The organism is Acidobacteriaceae bacterium (assembly GCA_035944135.1).
Lineage (GTDB): Bacteria > Acidobacteriota > Terriglobia > Terriglobales > Acidobacteriaceae > Granulicella.
The window spans coordinates 611,423-627,026 of record DASZBM010000010.1; the positions used below are offsets into that span (position 1 = coordinate 611,423).

General features: G+C 57.5%; 14 protein-coding genes. 3 read left to right on the top strand and 11 right to left on the bottom strand.

Going from position 1 to position 15,604, the window contains the following annotated elements; genetic code table 11:
- Positions 1-53: 53 nt before the first annotated feature.
- The 10 genes from VGU25_17115 to VGU25_17160 all read right to left on the bottom strand — a co-directional run bounded on the left by VGU25_17115 (position 54) and on the right by VGU25_17160 (position 7,821).
- Entirely contained in the window at positions 54-2,111 is a 2,058-nt protein-coding gene (locus VGU25_17115; protein ID HEV2578929.1) for a SpoIIE family protein phosphatase, read from the bottom strand.
- A gap of 175 nt (positions 2,112-2,286) precedes the next feature.
- Complete coding sequence (locus tag VGU25_17120; GenBank protein HEV2578930.1) at positions 2,287-2,832, bottom strand: PEP-CTERM sorting domain-containing protein; 546 nt, start codon at positions 2,830-2,832, stop codon at positions 2,287-2,289.
- Positions 2,833-3,186: 354 nt separating this feature from the next.
- The gene (locus tag VGU25_17125) at positions 3,187-3,531 is read right to left on the bottom strand and encodes an STAS domain-containing protein (protein ID HEV2578931.1); all 345 of its coding nucleotides are present in this window, start codon (positions 3,529-3,531) and stop codon (positions 3,187-3,189) included.
- Positions 3,528-3,968, bottom strand: a complete 441-nt coding sequence (locus VGU25_17130) for an ATP-binding protein (GenBank protein HEV2578932.1) — start codon at positions 3,966-3,968, stop codon at positions 3,528-3,530. The genes VGU25_17125 and VGU25_17130 overlap by 4 nt, the downstream gene beginning before the upstream one ends.
- Before the next feature lie 136 nt (positions 3,969-4,104).
- Complete coding sequence (locus VGU25_17135; GenBank protein HEV2578933.1) at positions 4,105-4,488, bottom strand: STAS domain-containing protein; 384 nt, start codon at positions 4,486-4,488, stop codon at positions 4,105-4,107.
- A 47-nt stretch (positions 4,489-4,535) separates the two neighbouring features.
- Positions 4,536-4,892 (bottom strand): STAS domain-containing protein, encoded by a 357-nt coding sequence (locus VGU25_17140; GenBank protein ID HEV2578934.1) that lies wholly within the window; start codon positions 4,890-4,892, stop codon positions 4,536-4,538.
- A complete protein-coding gene (locus tag VGU25_17145) occupies positions 4,892-5,266 on the bottom strand; it encodes an ATP-binding protein (GenBank protein ID HEV2578935.1) in 375 nt (124 codons plus the stop codon). The genes VGU25_17140 and VGU25_17145 overlap by 1 nt, the downstream gene beginning before the upstream one ends.
- A 59-nt stretch (positions 5,267-5,325) precedes the next feature.
- Positions 5,326-6,354 carry a PP2C family protein-serine/threonine phosphatase gene (locus VGU25_17150; GenBank protein ID HEV2578936.1) on the bottom strand — a complete coding sequence of 343 codons (1,029 nt, stop codon included), beginning with the start codon at positions 6,352-6,354 and terminating at the stop codon, positions 5,326-5,328.
- A gap of 358 nt (positions 6,355-6,712) precedes the next feature.
- Positions 6,713-7,519: a hypothetical protein gene (locus VGU25_17155; GenBank protein ID HEV2578937.1), complete on the bottom strand. Its 807-nt coding sequence runs from the start codon at positions 7,517-7,519 to the stop codon at positions 6,713-6,715.
- Positions 7,516-7,821: a helix-turn-helix transcriptional regulator gene (locus VGU25_17160; protein HEV2578938.1), complete on the bottom strand. Its 306-nt coding sequence runs from the start codon at positions 7,819-7,821 to the stop codon at positions 7,516-7,518. The genes VGU25_17155 and VGU25_17160 overlap by 4 nt, the downstream gene beginning before the upstream one ends.
- Before the next feature lie 54 nt (positions 7,822-7,875).
- On the opposite strand from VGU25_17160, the gene VGU25_17165 reads away from it, so the two are divergent.
- The 3 genes from VGU25_17165 to VGU25_17175 all read left to right on the top strand — a co-directional run bounded on the left by VGU25_17165 (position 7,876) and on the right by VGU25_17175 (position 12,474).
- Positions 7,876-8,649 (top strand): ABC transporter ATP-binding protein, encoded by a 774-nt coding sequence (locus VGU25_17165; GenBank protein ID HEV2578939.1) that lies wholly within the window; start codon positions 7,876-7,878, stop codon positions 8,647-8,649.
- Entirely contained in the window at positions 8,642-10,303 is a 1,662-nt protein-coding gene (locus VGU25_17170) for a hypothetical protein (GenBank protein HEV2578940.1), read from the top strand. The genes VGU25_17165 and VGU25_17170 overlap by 8 nt, the downstream gene beginning before the upstream one ends.
- A gap of 233 nt (positions 10,304-10,536) precedes the next feature.
- Positions 10,537-12,474: a family 78 glycoside hydrolase catalytic domain gene (locus tag VGU25_17175; GenBank protein ID HEV2578941.1), complete on the top strand. Its 1,938-nt coding sequence runs from the start codon at positions 10,537-10,539 to the stop codon at positions 12,472-12,474.
- A gap of 169 nt (positions 12,475-12,643) precedes the next feature.
- On the opposite strand, the gene VGU25_17180 is transcribed toward VGU25_17175, so the two are convergent.
- Positions 12,644-15,448, bottom strand: coding sequence for a UPF0182 family protein (locus tag VGU25_17180; protein ID HEV2578942.1), 2,805 nt, complete (start codon positions 15,446-15,448; stop codon positions 12,644-12,646).
- Between the last annotated feature and the right edge of the window lie 156 nt (positions 15,449-15,604).

The following is a 15,604-nucleotide window of genomic DNA, read 5'->3' on the forward strand; positions in this document are numbered from 1 at the left end:
GCGATCAGGAGATTGCCTCCTCCTTGGTGCCATCCGCCCGAAGAGCGCCGCGTTCAATGGGCTGCGAGTTGGGGCTCGGCGGCGAGAGCCACTGAGGCACTCTGCCCCTGCCACTTAATCTGTAGCACGGTGATGTCGTCGGCCTGCCCGAATTTCTTTGCGGCTGTTGCGATTTCATCTGCTGTAGCCCGCTGCTTCATCATCTCTTGTACGCGATCAAAGCCGAAGAGCCGCCCATGCGAATCCTGGGCCTCCGCTACACCGTCGGAGATGAGCGTCAATTCGTCGCCAGGCTGCAACTGCAACGATTGTGAGGGGAAGCCGATTCCCGCGATCATGCCGAGGGGAAGCGCACCCTCCATATGGATTTCAATGGCGTTCAGATAGGGCGGTGGGTGGCCGGCATGCGCGAGAGTGACCGCTCCCTCTGGGGATATGCGCAGAATCTCGCAGGTTGCGCTGGCATGTTCGCGCTCCGCAAGCTGCTCGTTGAGCATGGAAAGGATTTGCGAAGGATCCGTGCTTTGCTGCACAGCCATGCGGATTGCGCCCACGATCAAAGAGACCAACATTCCCGCCTGGAGTCCTTTGCCGGTAACATCACCGACGACGATGAGCGCCGAGCCTTGGTCGTCCAGTGGGAGTATCTGGAAGAAGTCTCCGCCCACCTCACGAGCGGGGTGGTACTCACTTCGAATGCGCATGCCTTTGATGGCAGGCAACTGGTCCGGAATAAGAACGTGCTGGATACTGCGTGCCTGCTCGATTTCGAGCCTCCACTGCTCCTGCAGCCGCTGCGAACGGACGAAACGGCTCAGCAGCATGATGGTGATGATCAACAGTGACAGGATGGTTGAGATGGTTCCGAGCGAGACTCTAAAGCCGAAGACCGTAGTGTTCAGGGCTATATGGATCAGGCGCAGTTCACGCTGGAAGTTTGCGACGAAGGCAAGGATGATGGCCGCGGCCGCCAATCCGCCCTCAGCCTTGCGGCGCTTGAATCCCATGTAAGCCACAACTACCAGCAGCACCCCTAATCCAAGTTTGAGGACCATGAGTGTGGGAAGCAGAATGCTGGATGCCTGTACGGGAATCTTCTGCCCGTAGAGAGGAGGCCGGAGCATCAGGGTGCCGATGGATAGCAGAGCAACAAGTGCCCAGGCTATGCCGTGGATACGGTGCAATTTAGGCAGCCGGAACCAGTAGGCCCAGAACATCACCCAGAGGCCGATGCGGATCGGGGTGGCGAGTACGTCCGACATAATCGCGGTTTCGGTCTGACCCATCGGAGTCGTAAAGTTGGCCAACAGAACGACCGAGTTGCCGAGCAAAGTCACGAGGCACACCAGCGCCAGCCAGAAGTATGCCTCCTCGTGCGGATCTAACCAGTAGAGTGCAGCTGCCATCAGCAGAGCCATGATGAGGATCAGCGATTCAAGGAATCCACTACCGACGAAGTGGGCGATGTCATCGAAGTCCAAACGGATCTCGCCTGCGATATCTCGTGAATAGCCGAGCATCGGAGGTCCGTGCAGTCCGCCCGCGTCCGGACTGCTGAACGGGGTAGCGCTGTCCATCCAGAGGCGGATGGCGAGTGTCATCTTTCCGCTTGTGAGATCTCTGGGTAACGTATACGCGCGTGGGAGCGTGGCGTATGCAGTTACTGAACGCCCATTGAACTTTCCAAATTGCCCGATCTGGGTTCCGTTGACGAACACCTGGTAGGCATCGTCGACACTGTCTGGCATCTTGACGGCCAAGTGGCGTCCTGAGCTCTGCACGTCGATGGTCAGCCTGTACCATGCATAGCCGGTGTAGCCCGGATACCCACGTGCGGTCCAGCCTGGAAGGGGGAAGGTCTGACTAGGATGTTTGGGATTGGTGGGAGGTGTCATATCCATCTCCGACCAGGAGGAATCGTCGAAGCCTGGCTGAGACCAGGCAGGGTCATCACCCGTATGAAACTTCCATGGCCCGACCAAGGGAGTCACCGAGTCGCCCAAGCGCACCTGTTCGACTCCAGCGGCTACCGACGGTGTGCGTGGCGCCGACGTCTGCGCAGCGCCCAGGACGGGTAGCAGTATTGCGATCAGCAGTCCAGCACGGAACATAAGCGGTTCTCCATCGGGGGTAAGCTGGCGAGGAACGTGCCGGCTCTTCTGGAGACAACTTGAGGCGGATTTGCCTGATGACAGATGCTACACGGCTCAGGCTTCCGAGGGGAATAAAAAAGCCGCACGCGGGCGTGCGGCTTCTTGAGTGTCGAGTGGGTTAGAGGTCAGACGCTCAAACTTTTCTTCGTCGCCTGACAAGATAGCCGACTGAACCGAGGCCGCTCAGCGCCAGCCAGATCGAACCTGGTTCGGGCGAATTTGCGACCCCGTCTACGTCCGGGAAGTCAGATCCGGGGACGGCATTCTCGAGCAGCACGACAAAATGGTAGGGAGCAATGCCGCAGGAGTTTGTTCCGCAGGCATCCTCGAAGCTCAAGGCATATTCGGTGCCGTCGGAACTCAGGCCACAACTGAAGTCAGAGAACGCGTCGCTTAAGCACTGAACTGGAAGGTTGCCGAGAGTGTTGGCATAACCCAAACTGATATTGGTTATGACGTGATCCGAATCGTTAAAGCCCAGAGCGCAACCCGTGTAACTGAAGCCGCCGTAAGAGACATTACAGTCCGCGAAGCCAAAAGAAAATGGGACGCCAGGCTGGATCAGAAAGAACGGCGAATCTGCGGTTGACGGATCGAGAACCAGTACCTGATAGGCTCGCGCGGCATGAGTGAGTCCCATGAAAAGGACAGCCATCACCATATAGCGAAGAATCTTCATATGAACTCCCGTTACCTGCTCTCGCGCGCTCAAATACTCACAAAGGAAAGAGCCCGCAGAGCATCGGTGAATTCAGCTGGACGAACCTTCTCGGGGGGATGGCTCCGCGACGGAGACAGAGACGAGTCAGCCAGTTGTTCTTGTGTCTGCTAGTGATAGCACAAAGGTTCGCTGGTCGGTGGATTTTTTTTGCCGAAAGGTTTTGTAACGAAGATGCGTGGGACGCGTCATCGAAAAGCGGTAAATTTGTGCCACGCTGAGCGCAACAACATGCACAGTTCCAACGTTGGAGTCGATTCGCAAAAGTGAAAGCCGCCTTGGGGGGCGGCTTTATGCTTCTGCGAGGGATGTCCCTTACGCGAATGCGGCGATCGCGTCCTTCTCGTCTTCCTTCACGTCGAAAATTGTCAGGAGCTTGGTAATCACCAAAAGATCCTTGACCTTCTTGGAGAGGTTCATCAGCTTAAGGTCGCCGCCGGCATTCTTGACCGAGGTGTATGCCCCCACGAGTTCGCCGAGCCCTGCGCTATCGATGTAATTCACATCGGCGACGTTGAGCAGAATCTTTTTTGAACCTGCCGCCAGAGCATCACGTACGGCGTCGCGCAGGCCGATGCTGCCTTCACCCAACGTAATCTTCCCGCTCAGGTCGAGCACAGTAACCCCACTGACGTGCCGAATCTTGATATTCATGCTCATGAAACGCTCTCCTCATCTCGATTTCTGTGTTTGACCAGCGTGATCTCTGTGCCAGGACTCAGTTGCCGGAAGTGTACCTCATCCATGATTGCGCGCATCAGGAAAATGCCTCTTCCCGACGGTCTGAGCAGGCCCTCCGGCGAAAGGGGATCGGGAACATCCGAGGGATCGAAACCGCCGCCCTGATCAGCGATCCGAATCGACAGAGCATCCGCCGTTAGGGTAAATCGTGCGTTGACGTGTTTGCTGGGATCCTTTTTATTGCCATGGAGCACGGCATTAACCGCAGCTTCGCGGGAAACCATCGCAAGTTGACTGGCTGTGTCCTCGTCGAACCCAGCCCTTTCTGCGTACTCGTTTGCCTTGGCTTCCACGGTCTCCACTGTGGAGAGCGTGGAAGGCAGGACGAGTGCCTCATCTAGCTCCGGTTCGGTCAAGGCCTACATCCTTACTGCCGCTCACGAGGGTTGAGGCTCCCGCGCTGCAACGACTTTGCTGAACAGACTCAAGAATTGTGCAGAAGTCTACCTTGAATCCTAAGTCGCCGCCAGGCGCAACAGTGTAGCTGCTCGGTCAAGCCCCTGCTTCAGCTGCTTCGGTGGTGGGATATAGCGGCAGAAGATTGTCCAATTTCGTCATCTCCAGGAGCGCCATTATGCGCGGCGCCGCACCTGCGACAGCCATTTTTCGGCCGCTTCTTTGTGCCGAGACAAACGAGTGAACCAAGAGCCCCAGTGCCGCCGAATCCATGTAGGGAACCTGGCCGATATCAAAGATCAGATATCGGGCATTCACCTGCTGGAGGGCCCGTTGCAGCTGAAACATGTTTCCGAGCGTAAATGGACCGGAGAGCGATAGAACTTCGACGCCATCCTCGCGACCCGATCTCTGAACGAAACTCATTGGCGCGTCTGGCATATGCGGCAGAGTGTAATGAAATAAACCTTCCACGACCATAACAATCGTGTAAAAACGGTTGGCGGCAGGTCGGGAGTTGATTTGTGTTACATCGCGGAGAGGGCGGCGGCCTGATCAGGCGAAATGCTGGCGTACTTGGCCACGCCTACCATCGTGAACACCTTCTTGAAGTGTGGTGTCAGGCCGAAGATGCCAATCGTGCGATGGCCGGCAGTACGCTCCTCCAGAAGCATTTGAATGATGATCGCAATCCCAGACGAATTGATGTAATCAACCCCGCTGAAGTCGAGCAGCACCTTTTTGACTGCGCCCGCTCCATGGTAGGCCTGCAGGATCGCCTCTTTTGAGGTGGAGGCAATGTCCCCGGTGAACGCAAGGATCGCAACATCGTCGCCAGAAGCGGCGGTAGCGTCACGCCGTGCAATTTTGGTACCGGTCTGCATTAGCTGTTCTCCTTAGCAAGTCGGATCACTAGACGAACAAAGCTTTTTCCGGGAGGGCCTTTGTGCCACTCCGCCTCGTCGACCAGGGATTGAATCAGGAACATCCCCATTCCTCGTGTTGCTTCTTCGCCGGCCATTTTACGGTCGATATCAGGCGCGGAGGGCGCGCTTCGCAGGCCATTGCCATCATCGATGACCCTGATCTCGAGCTCGTCATTGTTGCTGGACAGGACGACTGCGATATCCAAGCGGTCATCGAACCTGTTCCCGTGTTCGATCGCATTGATGCAGGCCTCGGCGACTGCGGTCTTGAGATCTTCTATGCGATCGTCTGAAAACCCCATCATTGCAGCCATTCCAGCCGCAGTGCTCATCGCGATCTTCTCGAACCCGAGCTCTGAGGGTAGGCGGACCTCAACGGAACTTCCGTTCTTCATGCGAGGGTGTTCTCCTGTCCGTGGCGAAGATGGCAGATCGCAATTGCCGTCATATCATCTGTCTGGGGCGCGCTTGCAGAGTAGGAACTCAGAGTCTCCCAGAGCGTTCCAAGGTTGGCGGCTGCGTCGTCCTGAGATGCATCGCGGAAGGCATCGCTCAAACGATCGCAGCCGAACTCGTCGTCGCCGCAGAACACCTCTGTCAGGCCGTCGGTATAAAGCAGAAGGCGCGCTCCGGGCGGGAAGCGGAGCGTTTCGGATGAATAGCTCATCCCGGGAATCATACCGAGAGGGGTTCCGGACGCATTGATCCTGCAAACCGTTTGATCCGGGAGGGCAATCAAGGCAGGATTGTGGCCGGCGTTTACGACTTCAATCTGGTCCAGGTCTGGGCGGAGCCGCAGAAAGATTGCGGTCACATACCGGCGGCGGGCCTCGACGCCCTCCTCCCAGTGTTGCTGTCCAAGACGGTCGGCCAGTTCTGCCAGGGATAACGGCTGGCTTGCGAGCGAGCGAAAAGCGGAGCGGAACCCGGTTGCAATGATGGCGGAAGCGAGACCTTTGCCGGCAACATCGGCGACCACGAAAAGGTGCGTCCCGTCGGCCAGAACGACTGTGTCCATGTAGTCACCGCCCACCTCATAGCACGCGCTCGAGCGACCCTCGATGGAGAATCCTGGGATCGTCGGCATGCACTTCGGGAGCAGCGACCGTTGAATATTTCGAGCTGCGTCAAGGTCCTGCTGTACGCGCGCCCATTGCAGGTCCCGCTCGTGGTACATCGCGTTTTCCAGTGCCACAGCGGCTTGCAGGACCAGTCCTTCGATGAAATCTTCTTCGTAGATGGACAGTTCTTCGCCGCCACTTGGCGTAACCAGCAATTCCGCCAAGCCAGTGTTATCGCGCGCAACGAGCTGAAAACGAGCATTAGCGGGCGAATCGTGATCCGGCGATCCATACCTGGCCAATAAATCTCTTGTCTGCGGCGAACGAAACTCCGCGCCTTGAATCTCCAGTTCGCGCACGAGAACCTTCGCGGTCCGAGCCAAGACATCGTGTACAGAGACGATTGAGTGCACCTGCCGAGAGGCTTCGAGCAAAGCCTGCAGCCGTACGATCTGCTCTTCTAATGAGAGCAGCTTGTCCGCTCGGGTTGAGGTCGCGGCGTCCATCGTCGCTAAGGGCGGGGTGAAGTTGGCCCCCAGTGTACATGAGCGGTGCGGGTGATAGTCAGAAACTGCTGATGCTGTTGATTCAGATAGAGCTACCGTGCGCTCCGTCGCGCGGTTCTAGTGAAGCGTTTCAGTCAGCAATGTGATGCTGCCAGCGATGCCGGAATCGGGCAATGTATCGGACCGCGAAGAACCCATGACGCCTGTGGTCTCAGGCGGTGGGGATCCAAACGCTGGATTGGCACCAACTGGTTTCGATCTCAGGAATGCTGAGGTGTCCATGTCCGTGCTTGCAGACAAGCTCCGTGCCATTGAACTCGAGGAAGTTCCAGGATGGGCGGCCTACGCGTGCGGGAGATGCAAGTGAGCACAAACAGTGTTGGCAACGCAGGGCACTGTCGAGTGAGCTCCATCGCAAACCGAGCAGGCTGAAGAGCACGAATGAAAGGCTCTGCAGGATGAGCGCGGTGAAGGGAAGGAAGGAATGAATCGGCCAGGTGAAGTCACTACTGAGCATCCAGGACAGAAGAAGGATGAGCACCATCTTGGCGATGAGAAAGAGGCGCGCCTTGAGGCGAAGTCGATGCGGAGCAGAGAGGTTCTCTTCTAACGAGGTGACCGCCGTCGCAAAGCTGACGAAGGCGATGAGTGACGACTCTGCGGCGATACGAGGGAGATTGGCGAATGCGATGATCGCGAACGCATGCAGGCTCCCCACCGCGATGATGGCTGGGATCGTTGCGAGCAGAAGCAGGGAGACGAGCAGCAGGATGCAAAGTGACGGCGTGCCGGTGAGAGCGCGGCTGACGGTATCTGTTCGGAGCCAGAGAGCATCCTGAAGGACGCCAAAGAACAAAGCAGGCGCTGCCTGCGCGGAACGTCGGTGCGAGCGGTGCCAGAGCTCCGCCTGCCACGAGCGAAGCCAATCCTCCCGGTCTGCGTTCGGGACCAGCCACTGGGTCGCTGCGAGAAGGAGACGGTCGGCGCGGGTGAGAGGGGACGGTAGCGCTGGGATCATACGTGCTTCTCCGGGAGCAGGCGAGCGAGCAAAGGATAACGCTCCGTCGCCGCTAAAATCGCTGCTTTGCCGGAGTGCGTGATCTCGTGATAGCGGCGGGCGGGGCGCTGTGCCGCAGCCGCGTCTGCGTCGGACTCCCAACGCGAGACTACGAGGTCGTCGCGTTCCAGTCGACGCAAAGCTGGATAAACGGTCCCGCTGGGAAGACCTGTGGCTTCCATAATGTCGAACCCGAAGCAGTAGCCCAGGCTCAGGGCCTTGAGGATGAGAGCGGCGGTATGGGACAGGCGAGGCGGCTTCATACTATGTAGTATTCTATACAAAGTAGTATGCTACATAGTCTTTGGAGGGCAGGAATGCTTGAACTCAAGGATGTATCGAAGACCTACCGCAGCATCCCCGCTGTCGAGAATGTAAGTTTCACGCTGCGCGAGGGTGAGGTACTCGGGTACCTGGGCCCGAATGGATCCGGGAAGTCCACGACAGTGAAGATGGTGATTGGTTTGATCGAACCGACAAAGGGCAAAATCTTCTTCGAAGGACGAGACATCCGCGACAATATCGCCGCGTATCGCGCGCAGTTGGGATATGTACCGGAGGAGGCGCAGGTCTACACGCATCTTTCCGGGCTCGAGTACCTGCAACTCGTCGGGCGGTTGCGGAGCCTGCCGGAAGCTTTGATTGAGCGAAAAGCGCGAGATCTACTCAGCCTGCTCGGATTGCGTGGCGCAGAGTTCTCTCCGATGTCGAGCTACTCGAAGGGAATGAAACAGCGAGTGTTGATTGCGGCTGCGATTCTGCACGATCCGAAGCTGATCGTGTTTGATGAACCATTGTCTGGCCTTGACGCAATCTCGGCGCGGCTCTTCAAGGACTTGCTGTTACTGCTCTCGCGAGAAGGAAAGGCGGTCTTGTACATCTCGCACGTCCTTGAGGTCGTCGAGCGCGTGTGCGATCGCGTGATCGTATTGAGCAAAGGGCGCATTGTTGCAGATGCTGCCCCGGCGGAACTTACAAAGCTGATGGAACTCTCGACCCTGGAGAGTGTGTTCGCGCAGCTTGTACAGCAGACGGAGACGGAACAAACGGCGCAGCAGGTCGTTGAGGTGATGAAGGTGCGCCATGCGTGAAAGAACGATGCGCGAGCTGACACTGCACTTCTTCCGTCGCCTTTTCGAGAACGATGTCGTGCAGAGTGGCGACGATATGGTCACGACTGTGGTGCGCGCATTGGCGGTAGTAGCCGCGCCGGGTTTGATGTTCGCTTTCTGGCTGCAGAATCAGTATCCGCAGCGCACACACTGGGGGAGGATTGAGGATGAGTACTTCTTCGTGATGTTCTCGTTCGTCGCGATGGCTGGCGTCGCGATCTTTGAGTGGGAGATGCTCTTTCCCGATCATTTGGACTTCCTTGTGCTGACTCCTCTGCCTCTGCGGAGATGGCAGATGCCGGCAACGAAGGCCGCGGCCCTCGTAATGTTCCTTGGCCTCTTTCTTGGCGCAGCTAACCTGTTCGGGCTCCTGATGCTTCCCGCGCTCACGAAGACGAACATCGGAAGGCAGTTTGCGGCTCAGGCCACGGCGACGTTATCAGCGGGCATTTTCGGGGTGCTCGCTGTGATGTTGCTAGGCCGCGTGTTGGTTTCGGTCGTTCCCGCGAGGCTGTTCCGCGGCATTTCGCTCATATTTCGGATGCTCACTGTAACCACTCTCGGTTTGTTGGTGATCCACTACGCGCGATTCGGAGATTCGATGCCGGGACTACTGGCTGATGGTGGACAAAGGATGCGATGGTTTCCGACGTTCTGGTTCCTCGGTCTGTACCAGGCGATACAGTACGGAGGATCTGCGCCCGAGTTTGCCCACTCAATGGCTCACCGCGCGGATACTGCGTTAGGCGTTGTCCTGCTGGGTGTGGTGGTCGTTTATCCAGTGGCATGGGATCGCATGCGAAGATTGGCAGTTGAAGAACAAGTGAATCGAGGAGCAGGAAGCGGGCATTGGACACGTGCAGCGATCCATGCGATTGTTCGGCGCCCTGAAGAGCGCGCTGTGTTTCACTTCATCGGAAAAACAATGACCCGGAACAGCCGGTATCACCTATATATGGCTGTTTACTTCGGGGCAGGCCTGGCGCTAGCTATCTCCTGTATCACGCATGTCCGGACAGTTGGGGGAGTAGCGGAGCCAGGTCTGTCCGAGTTTGGGTTGCATGCCGTGATGCCGTTGCTTGTCTTTTGGGTGGTCGCGGGACTAAAGATGGCATTCGCGTTCCCTCTGCAGCTTCACGCGAAGTGGATCTTCCGGACTACCGGCGCATCTTTGTCGAGGTGCGTCGCCGCGGCGAGCAAATGGGCTCTCGCGTGCGGACTCGCGGTCGTGATTTTAGTAGTAATCTTTCTCGCTTGTCTCCATTTGAGCGGTCGAGAACTGCTGGTGCAGACGGTGTTTGGCGTGTGCCTGTGTGCCGTATTGGTGGATGCATTTTTCTTCGCGCAGACCAGCGTGCCGTTCAGCCAGCCGCGCCATCCTGGAAGGACGAGTCTTCCGCTGGTGCTGACGCTCTACCTCGGAATTTTGACGCCGTTCATCTTCGGAATGATTCTGCTGGAATTGAAAGTCGAGAAGAATCTGTTCCTGCTGATCGGGGTCGTTGGATTGGTTCCTGTTGTGCACCAGCTATTACGGAAACTGCGTGACCGCGCTGTGCTCATCGAGGAGGAACGCGAGAATGCTGACGGAGAGTTCCAGCTACTTGGACTCTGCGGCGACCTCACTGCCTGAGAGAAAGTTTGAGCGCCCAACAGAGATGCGACAAAAAGAGCAGAGAGACTGCGGTAGCATTCACCGCGACACCATATCAGAGAGCAGGATAGTTTGTTAGCAGGATGAGAGCTCAGGGAAAGCGGTGGTTGTGCTTCTGTGTGGCTTTGGTCGGATGGGGATGCGGAACTGCGCGATCGTTTGGGGAGACCACAACATGGAACGCTGAGTGGATCCAGGCCCCGTGGAGCACGGTGAGAGACGGGGCTGAGGCTGACGAAACAATTGCAACGGATGCTCAGTGGAAGGTGGACCGCGGACCGGTATTGTTTGACTCCACGTACGGTGGGGAAGACTACGACGCGAGACGAGAGCAGAAGGGATGGAATCTGCCGGGTTTTGACGACACGGCGTGGACGGCGGCCGAAGTGGTGGCCGGACCTGGAGGGGAATTGATTCCGGCGATCGCCCCTAAGGTCGGGCAACATGAACGATATGTGCCAGTGAAGCAGACGAACGTTGGTGATGGCCGCGTGGTCTATGATCTTGGGCAGAATTTTGCAGGGGTCGTCCAGGTGAAGGTTAAGGGGTCAGCGGGAGCAATTCTGCGGCTGACCCCAGGGGAGCTGTTGAACGCGAATGGCACGGTGAGTCAGGCGACTTTTCACGGCCCAATGTGGTGGAGCTATACGTTGCGCGGCGATGCGGCGGGTGAGACATGGGAGCCGTCGTTTGGCTACGGAGGGTTTCGCTATGTACAGGCAGAGTGGACGCCTGGCCCCGGAATGATTGCTGCCAAACTGAGGACGATAGTGCCGAAGGGTCGGTTGCTAAGTCTCGTAGGAATTGCGGAGCACTCGGATGCGTCGGTAGTAGGGAGCTTTGCGAGCTCAAGCGAAATGCTGAACCGGATTCACAAGCTGATCGTGGAGGCGATGCACAACAACGAGGTAAGCATACTAACGGATTGTCCGCATCGGGAGAAGCTGGGATGGCTAGAGCAGACGCATCTGCAGGCGCCAGGCCTGATGTTCAACAACGACATGAGAGAGATCTTCGCGGCGCTGGACCGCAATATGTCGGATGAACAGTTGGCGGATGGGATTGTGCCGACGATTGCGCCGCAATATACGCACTTCGGTCCAAAGAATGCCGTCTTCGATGATTCGCCGGAGTGGGGATCGGCAAGTGTGCTGGAGCCGTGGCGGGCGTACCGGTTTTACGGTGACAGGGCGCAGTTAGAACGAGATTATCCGATGATGCGGCGCTACTTGGTGGCGCTTCAGAGCAAGGTTGTGGATGGAATTGTGGCGTATGGATTGGGCGACTGGTACGACATTGGGCCGGGGTCACCAGGATTTGAGAAGAATACTTCGTTGGGTGTCACTGGGACGTTGATGCTTTATGAAGACGCCATTGCTATGAGTCACGTTGCGAAGTTGTTGGAGCGCACGGAGGACGCGGCGAGCTATGAGTCTCTGGCGAAGAGTACGGCAGATGCGTTCAACAGGCGGTTCTGGAACGCGGAGCATGGATGGTATGACACCGGCAGCCAGACCGCGAATGCGATGCCCTTGGCCCTGGGGGCCGTGCCGACCGAGAGACGAGCAGCGGTGCTTCAACACGTTGTGGATGATATCCATGCGCACCAGGACCACGTGACCGCAGGTGAGATTGGCTATCCGTACCTGCTAAGGGCACTCGCCGAAGGCGGCCGCGACGATGTGATTCTAGCCATCATGTTGCGCAAAGATCCGCCGAGTTACGGATCGCAGCTTGAGGCGGGAGCTACGGCTTTGACCGAAGCGTGGGACGCGAATCCCCATTCAAGCCAGGACCACTTCATGCTGGGCAGCGCGGAAGAGTGGTTTTATCGCAGGTTGGGCGGGATGGACATTGATCTGTCACGTGAGAACGAGGTTGAGCGGTTGACGGTGCGGCCGGTTGCGGTGAAAGGAGTCGACTGGGTGAGGTGCGGGTACGATTCTGCGCTGGGCAAAGTGGAGAGCGATTGGAGGCGTGCGAGTGGGAAGGTGCTGTACAGCGTGACTGTGCCGAAGCGAGCGACCGTCGTGCTGCCGGCAGGCGCGATTGCGGAGAGCAAACACGTTGTATCGTTGCGCTCGCGCGGAAACCAGGCGGTGTTTGAAGTGGCACGGGGGACGTGGAAGTTCAGCGCGTCTTCTAATTAGCTGCCTGCTGAGGTTTGGATCGAGCTACAGCAAGGCCTCGGATTTCCCGAGACAGCAAAGTAGAAGTGATAAAGCGCACCTTCGTGATAGATGAGAGATCGCTTTCGGTGAAGTGATCCAGTTCCTTCCGAGAAGCGCGTCTACACGGACGTGTTGCGAGGTGGCAAGCTTATCTCCGGTGACTATTAAGTCGCCCAAGTGCGCCTTTCAGCTCCTCAAGTTTTTGACCGGCTTCGGCGAGCTTGCCTTCAGCAGTAAGGCGCTGGTAGTCGTCGAAGTCTTTGCTGGCTTCTGCGATGAGCGCATCGGTGTCGGTTGCAGGAGCTGCTGCTGCCGTGGACGGTGGGGCTGGGGTGGCTTCAGTCGGGTTCAGTGATGAAACTTCGCCGCCGAATAGCGACCTGAGCGCCGCCTCAAAGGTTGTGCCGTATGCCAATTTGTCCTGCAAGGCGAGCACGACAAGCCGCAGTTCAGGCATGGGACTCTGCTTGGCCTGAAGATAGATTGGCTCTGCATAGAGCAGTGCGCGTCCGGATGGAATGACGAGCAGGCTTCCTCGCAGGACGTGTGAGCCCTGCTGATTCCAGAGCGTCAATTGACCAGAGAGCTGCGCGTTCTGATCGATGCGCGCTTCAATTTGTTGCGGTCCGTCGATGAGTCTCGTCTTGGGGAAGTCGTAGACAACTGCCGTTCCGTAGTTTGCGCCGTCGCATCGGCCGGCGATCCATCCGATCAGGTTGTTCCGGTTCGATGGAGTGAACGGCAGTATCTCGACGAACTCTTCGCTGGTGCCTCCAGGTAGTTTCATCAAGACAAAGTTCGGCTGCATCGGCTGGACAGCCTGGTTACCTTCGCTGTCGGTCGTCGTTTCGGTGGCAACGGTCCATAGGTCTTCGCGATTAAAGAAGACCTCCGGATTGGTCATGTGGTAGAGACCATAGACTTCCGATTGCAGCGTGAACAGTGCCTCCGGATAGCGGACATGCCTGCGAAGATCCGCCGGCATTGCAGATGCGTCCTTGAAGAGGGTCGGAAAGATGCGGCGATAGGTTGCAAGGACCGGGTCTTCGCTGTCGAAGACGTAGAACGTTACGGTGCCGTTGTAGGCGTCGACAACAGCTTTGACGCTGTTCCGCAGGTAGTTCACGGAGTTGTCGCCAAGACCGTAGTGGGTCGAATAGGGATAACTGTCCGAGGTCGTGTAGGCATCCATGATCCAGGAAAGCCGGCCATCGTCACCGACGACGATGTAAGGATCCTGATCAAAGGTAAGGAATGGCGCGAGCCTGGCCACCCGTTGGCGAATGTTGCGCCAGAGAAGCATGTGGCTCTGCGGGTTGACGTCATCGCTGAAGGGCAGCGTTGCGACATCGTTTCGGGCAATGGCGAGCAGCAGACGTCGCGCGAAGCCTCCCATTACGATCCCGCCGGTGCCCTGGTAGGACGTAAGCGTATTGTTCTGGCCTTGCGGATAGTCGAATTCCTGCTGCCTGGTCTTGACGTAAACATCGGTGTCGGTGAGTTCGCCGAAGTAGATTTCGGGGCGAGTCACCTTCAGACCAGGGATGGTGCTCTGGACGGGCATGTTGCTCAGCAGGAGATTGGGCAGACCTTCGGGCGTGAAGCCGTTGACCGGGTTCATCGTCACGCCGTAACCGTGGGTGTAGATCAGCTTTTCGTTGATCCAGTTGCGGCTGCTCTCCGGGAGTCTGTCGACGTTCAGCTCGCGGGCGGCGAGCATCACCTCGCGAGTTGTGCCGTTGAGGTTATAGCGATCGATGTCGATGTCCGGAAAGTCGTAATAGGTGCGAATTTCCTGGATCTGGCGCAGCGTGTCCTGCAGCGCGTGCCAATCCCAGAGCCGCACGTTTTGAAGTGTCGACTGATTGTTCGCTGCATCGACCGCATCAGGAGTGGTCTCGGCGGGAAACTCACTTTGCGAGAAGCGGTCGAGTCCATAGGCGTGGCGAGTCGCATCGATGTTGTGGGCAATATAAGGTTCTTCGCGATCCAGCTGATTCGGGTTCACGATGAAGCTGCCGACGTACCATCCGATGATCCCGACCATGATGTAGCACACTATGGCCGGAGCAACTGCAATCAGAATCCAACGTCCCCGCGATTCACGCGCCGCGTTGAACGCAGCGATTGCGGCGCCTAACAACAGAGCGGCGCAGATAACGAGCGCGCCGGGAATCGATATATGCGCGTCGGTGTAGTTCACCCCATCGAAGATCGTGTGATGTTCGAGCAGCGTTTGGTAGCGATCTACAAAGGTAGTCATCGCCAGCACGAGCATCAGAAAGGCAACGGTGATGGAAAGCCCGCGCCAAGGCGCCGGGCCATAGCTGAGTTTGCGTTTTTCGAGGGTGCGCGAGCCACTGGTGATGAAGAGAAACAGGACGGCGACGGCGCAGGTCGCAATTGCGAGCGTCAAGAGCCAGTTGTTGATGATTTGCCACGCAGGCAGGGTGAACAGGAAGAAGTTGAGAGGTTTGGCGAAGATGGCGTCGGTTGCGCTGCCCGTGGAGTGCGGCGCGTACCAGAAGAGTGCCAGTGCCGGCCATTCGCCGACCATGGTTAAACCGGCTATCAGCGCGAAGACGATCGAAACCGCTAATGAAATGTAGCGTAGCGCGGGCTCGACAGAGAACCGGACCGGTTCCCCTCCGATGATGATGGCGTGAGCCGCGGGCAGATTGCCTTCGTGAGACCGCCTGATGCCCCAAAGGGCCAGATAGAGAACTGCAAATGTGACCAGGCTGGCGACGGCAAAGATGATTACCTGAAGCCAGATCGTGGTCCAGAAGACGGAGCCGTAACCAAGTGACCTGAACCAGAGAAGGTCGACCCAATTGGATAACGCGATTCGCCCGAGAATGAAGGCGACGAAGAGCAGGACCGCAACGAGAAGCAGCTTACGACGCCTTCTTCTCCATTCCGGCGCCATCGCCGGATCGATGATCGTCTGCAATCTTCGCCTCCCCGTTCAGTGAGTCTCGTTGACAACCGAAATTGTAGGGTTTTTTGGGCGGGAGTGCTGGATGATTCGAGAGGGAGTATGGCTCGGAGCAAGGATGGCACGCGCAGTCGTGGCAGGGCCACGTCCAATCGCGCTGTCCTGGTTGAT

Excerpts from the sequence above, each read along its gene's own strand:
- VGU25_17155 (HEV2578937.1), bottom strand. The coding sequence starts at position 7,519 with ATGATCCCAGCGCTACCGTCCCCTCTCACCCGCGCCGACCGTCTCCTT.
- VGU25_17125 (HEV2578931.1), bottom strand. The coding sequence starts at position 3,531 with ATGAGCATGAATATCAAGATTCGGCACGTCAGTGGGGTTACTGTGCTC.
- VGU25_17140 (HEV2578934.1), bottom strand. The coding sequence starts at position 4,892 with ATGCAGACCGGTACCAAAATTGCACGGCGTGACGCTACCGCCGCTTCT.
- VGU25_17165 (HEV2578939.1), top strand. The coding sequence starts at position 7,876 with ATGCTTGAACTCAAGGATGTATCGAAGACCTACCGCAGCATCCCCGCT.
- VGU25_17115 (HEV2578929.1), bottom strand. The coding sequence starts at position 2,111 with ATGTTCCGTGCTGGACTGCTGATCGCAATACTGCTACCCGTCCTGGGC.
- VGU25_17135 (HEV2578933.1), bottom strand. The coding sequence starts at position 4,488 with ATGGTCGTGGAAGGTTTATTTCATTACACTCTGCCGCATATGCCAGAC.
- VGU25_17145 (HEV2578935.1), bottom strand. The coding sequence starts at position 5,266 with ATGAGCACTGCGGCTGGAATGGCTGCAATGATGGGGTTTTCAGACGAT.
- VGU25_17160 (HEV2578938.1), bottom strand. The coding sequence starts at position 7,821 with ATGAAGCCGCCTCGCCTGTCCCATACCGCCGCTCTCATCCTCAAGGCC.
- VGU25_17170 (HEV2578940.1), top strand. The coding sequence starts at position 8,642 with ATGCGTGAAAGAACGATGCGCGAGCTGACACTGCACTTCTTCCGTCGC.
- VGU25_17120 (HEV2578930.1), bottom strand. The coding sequence starts at position 2,832 with ATGAAGATTCTTCGCTATATGGTGATGGCTGTCCTTTTCATGGGACTC.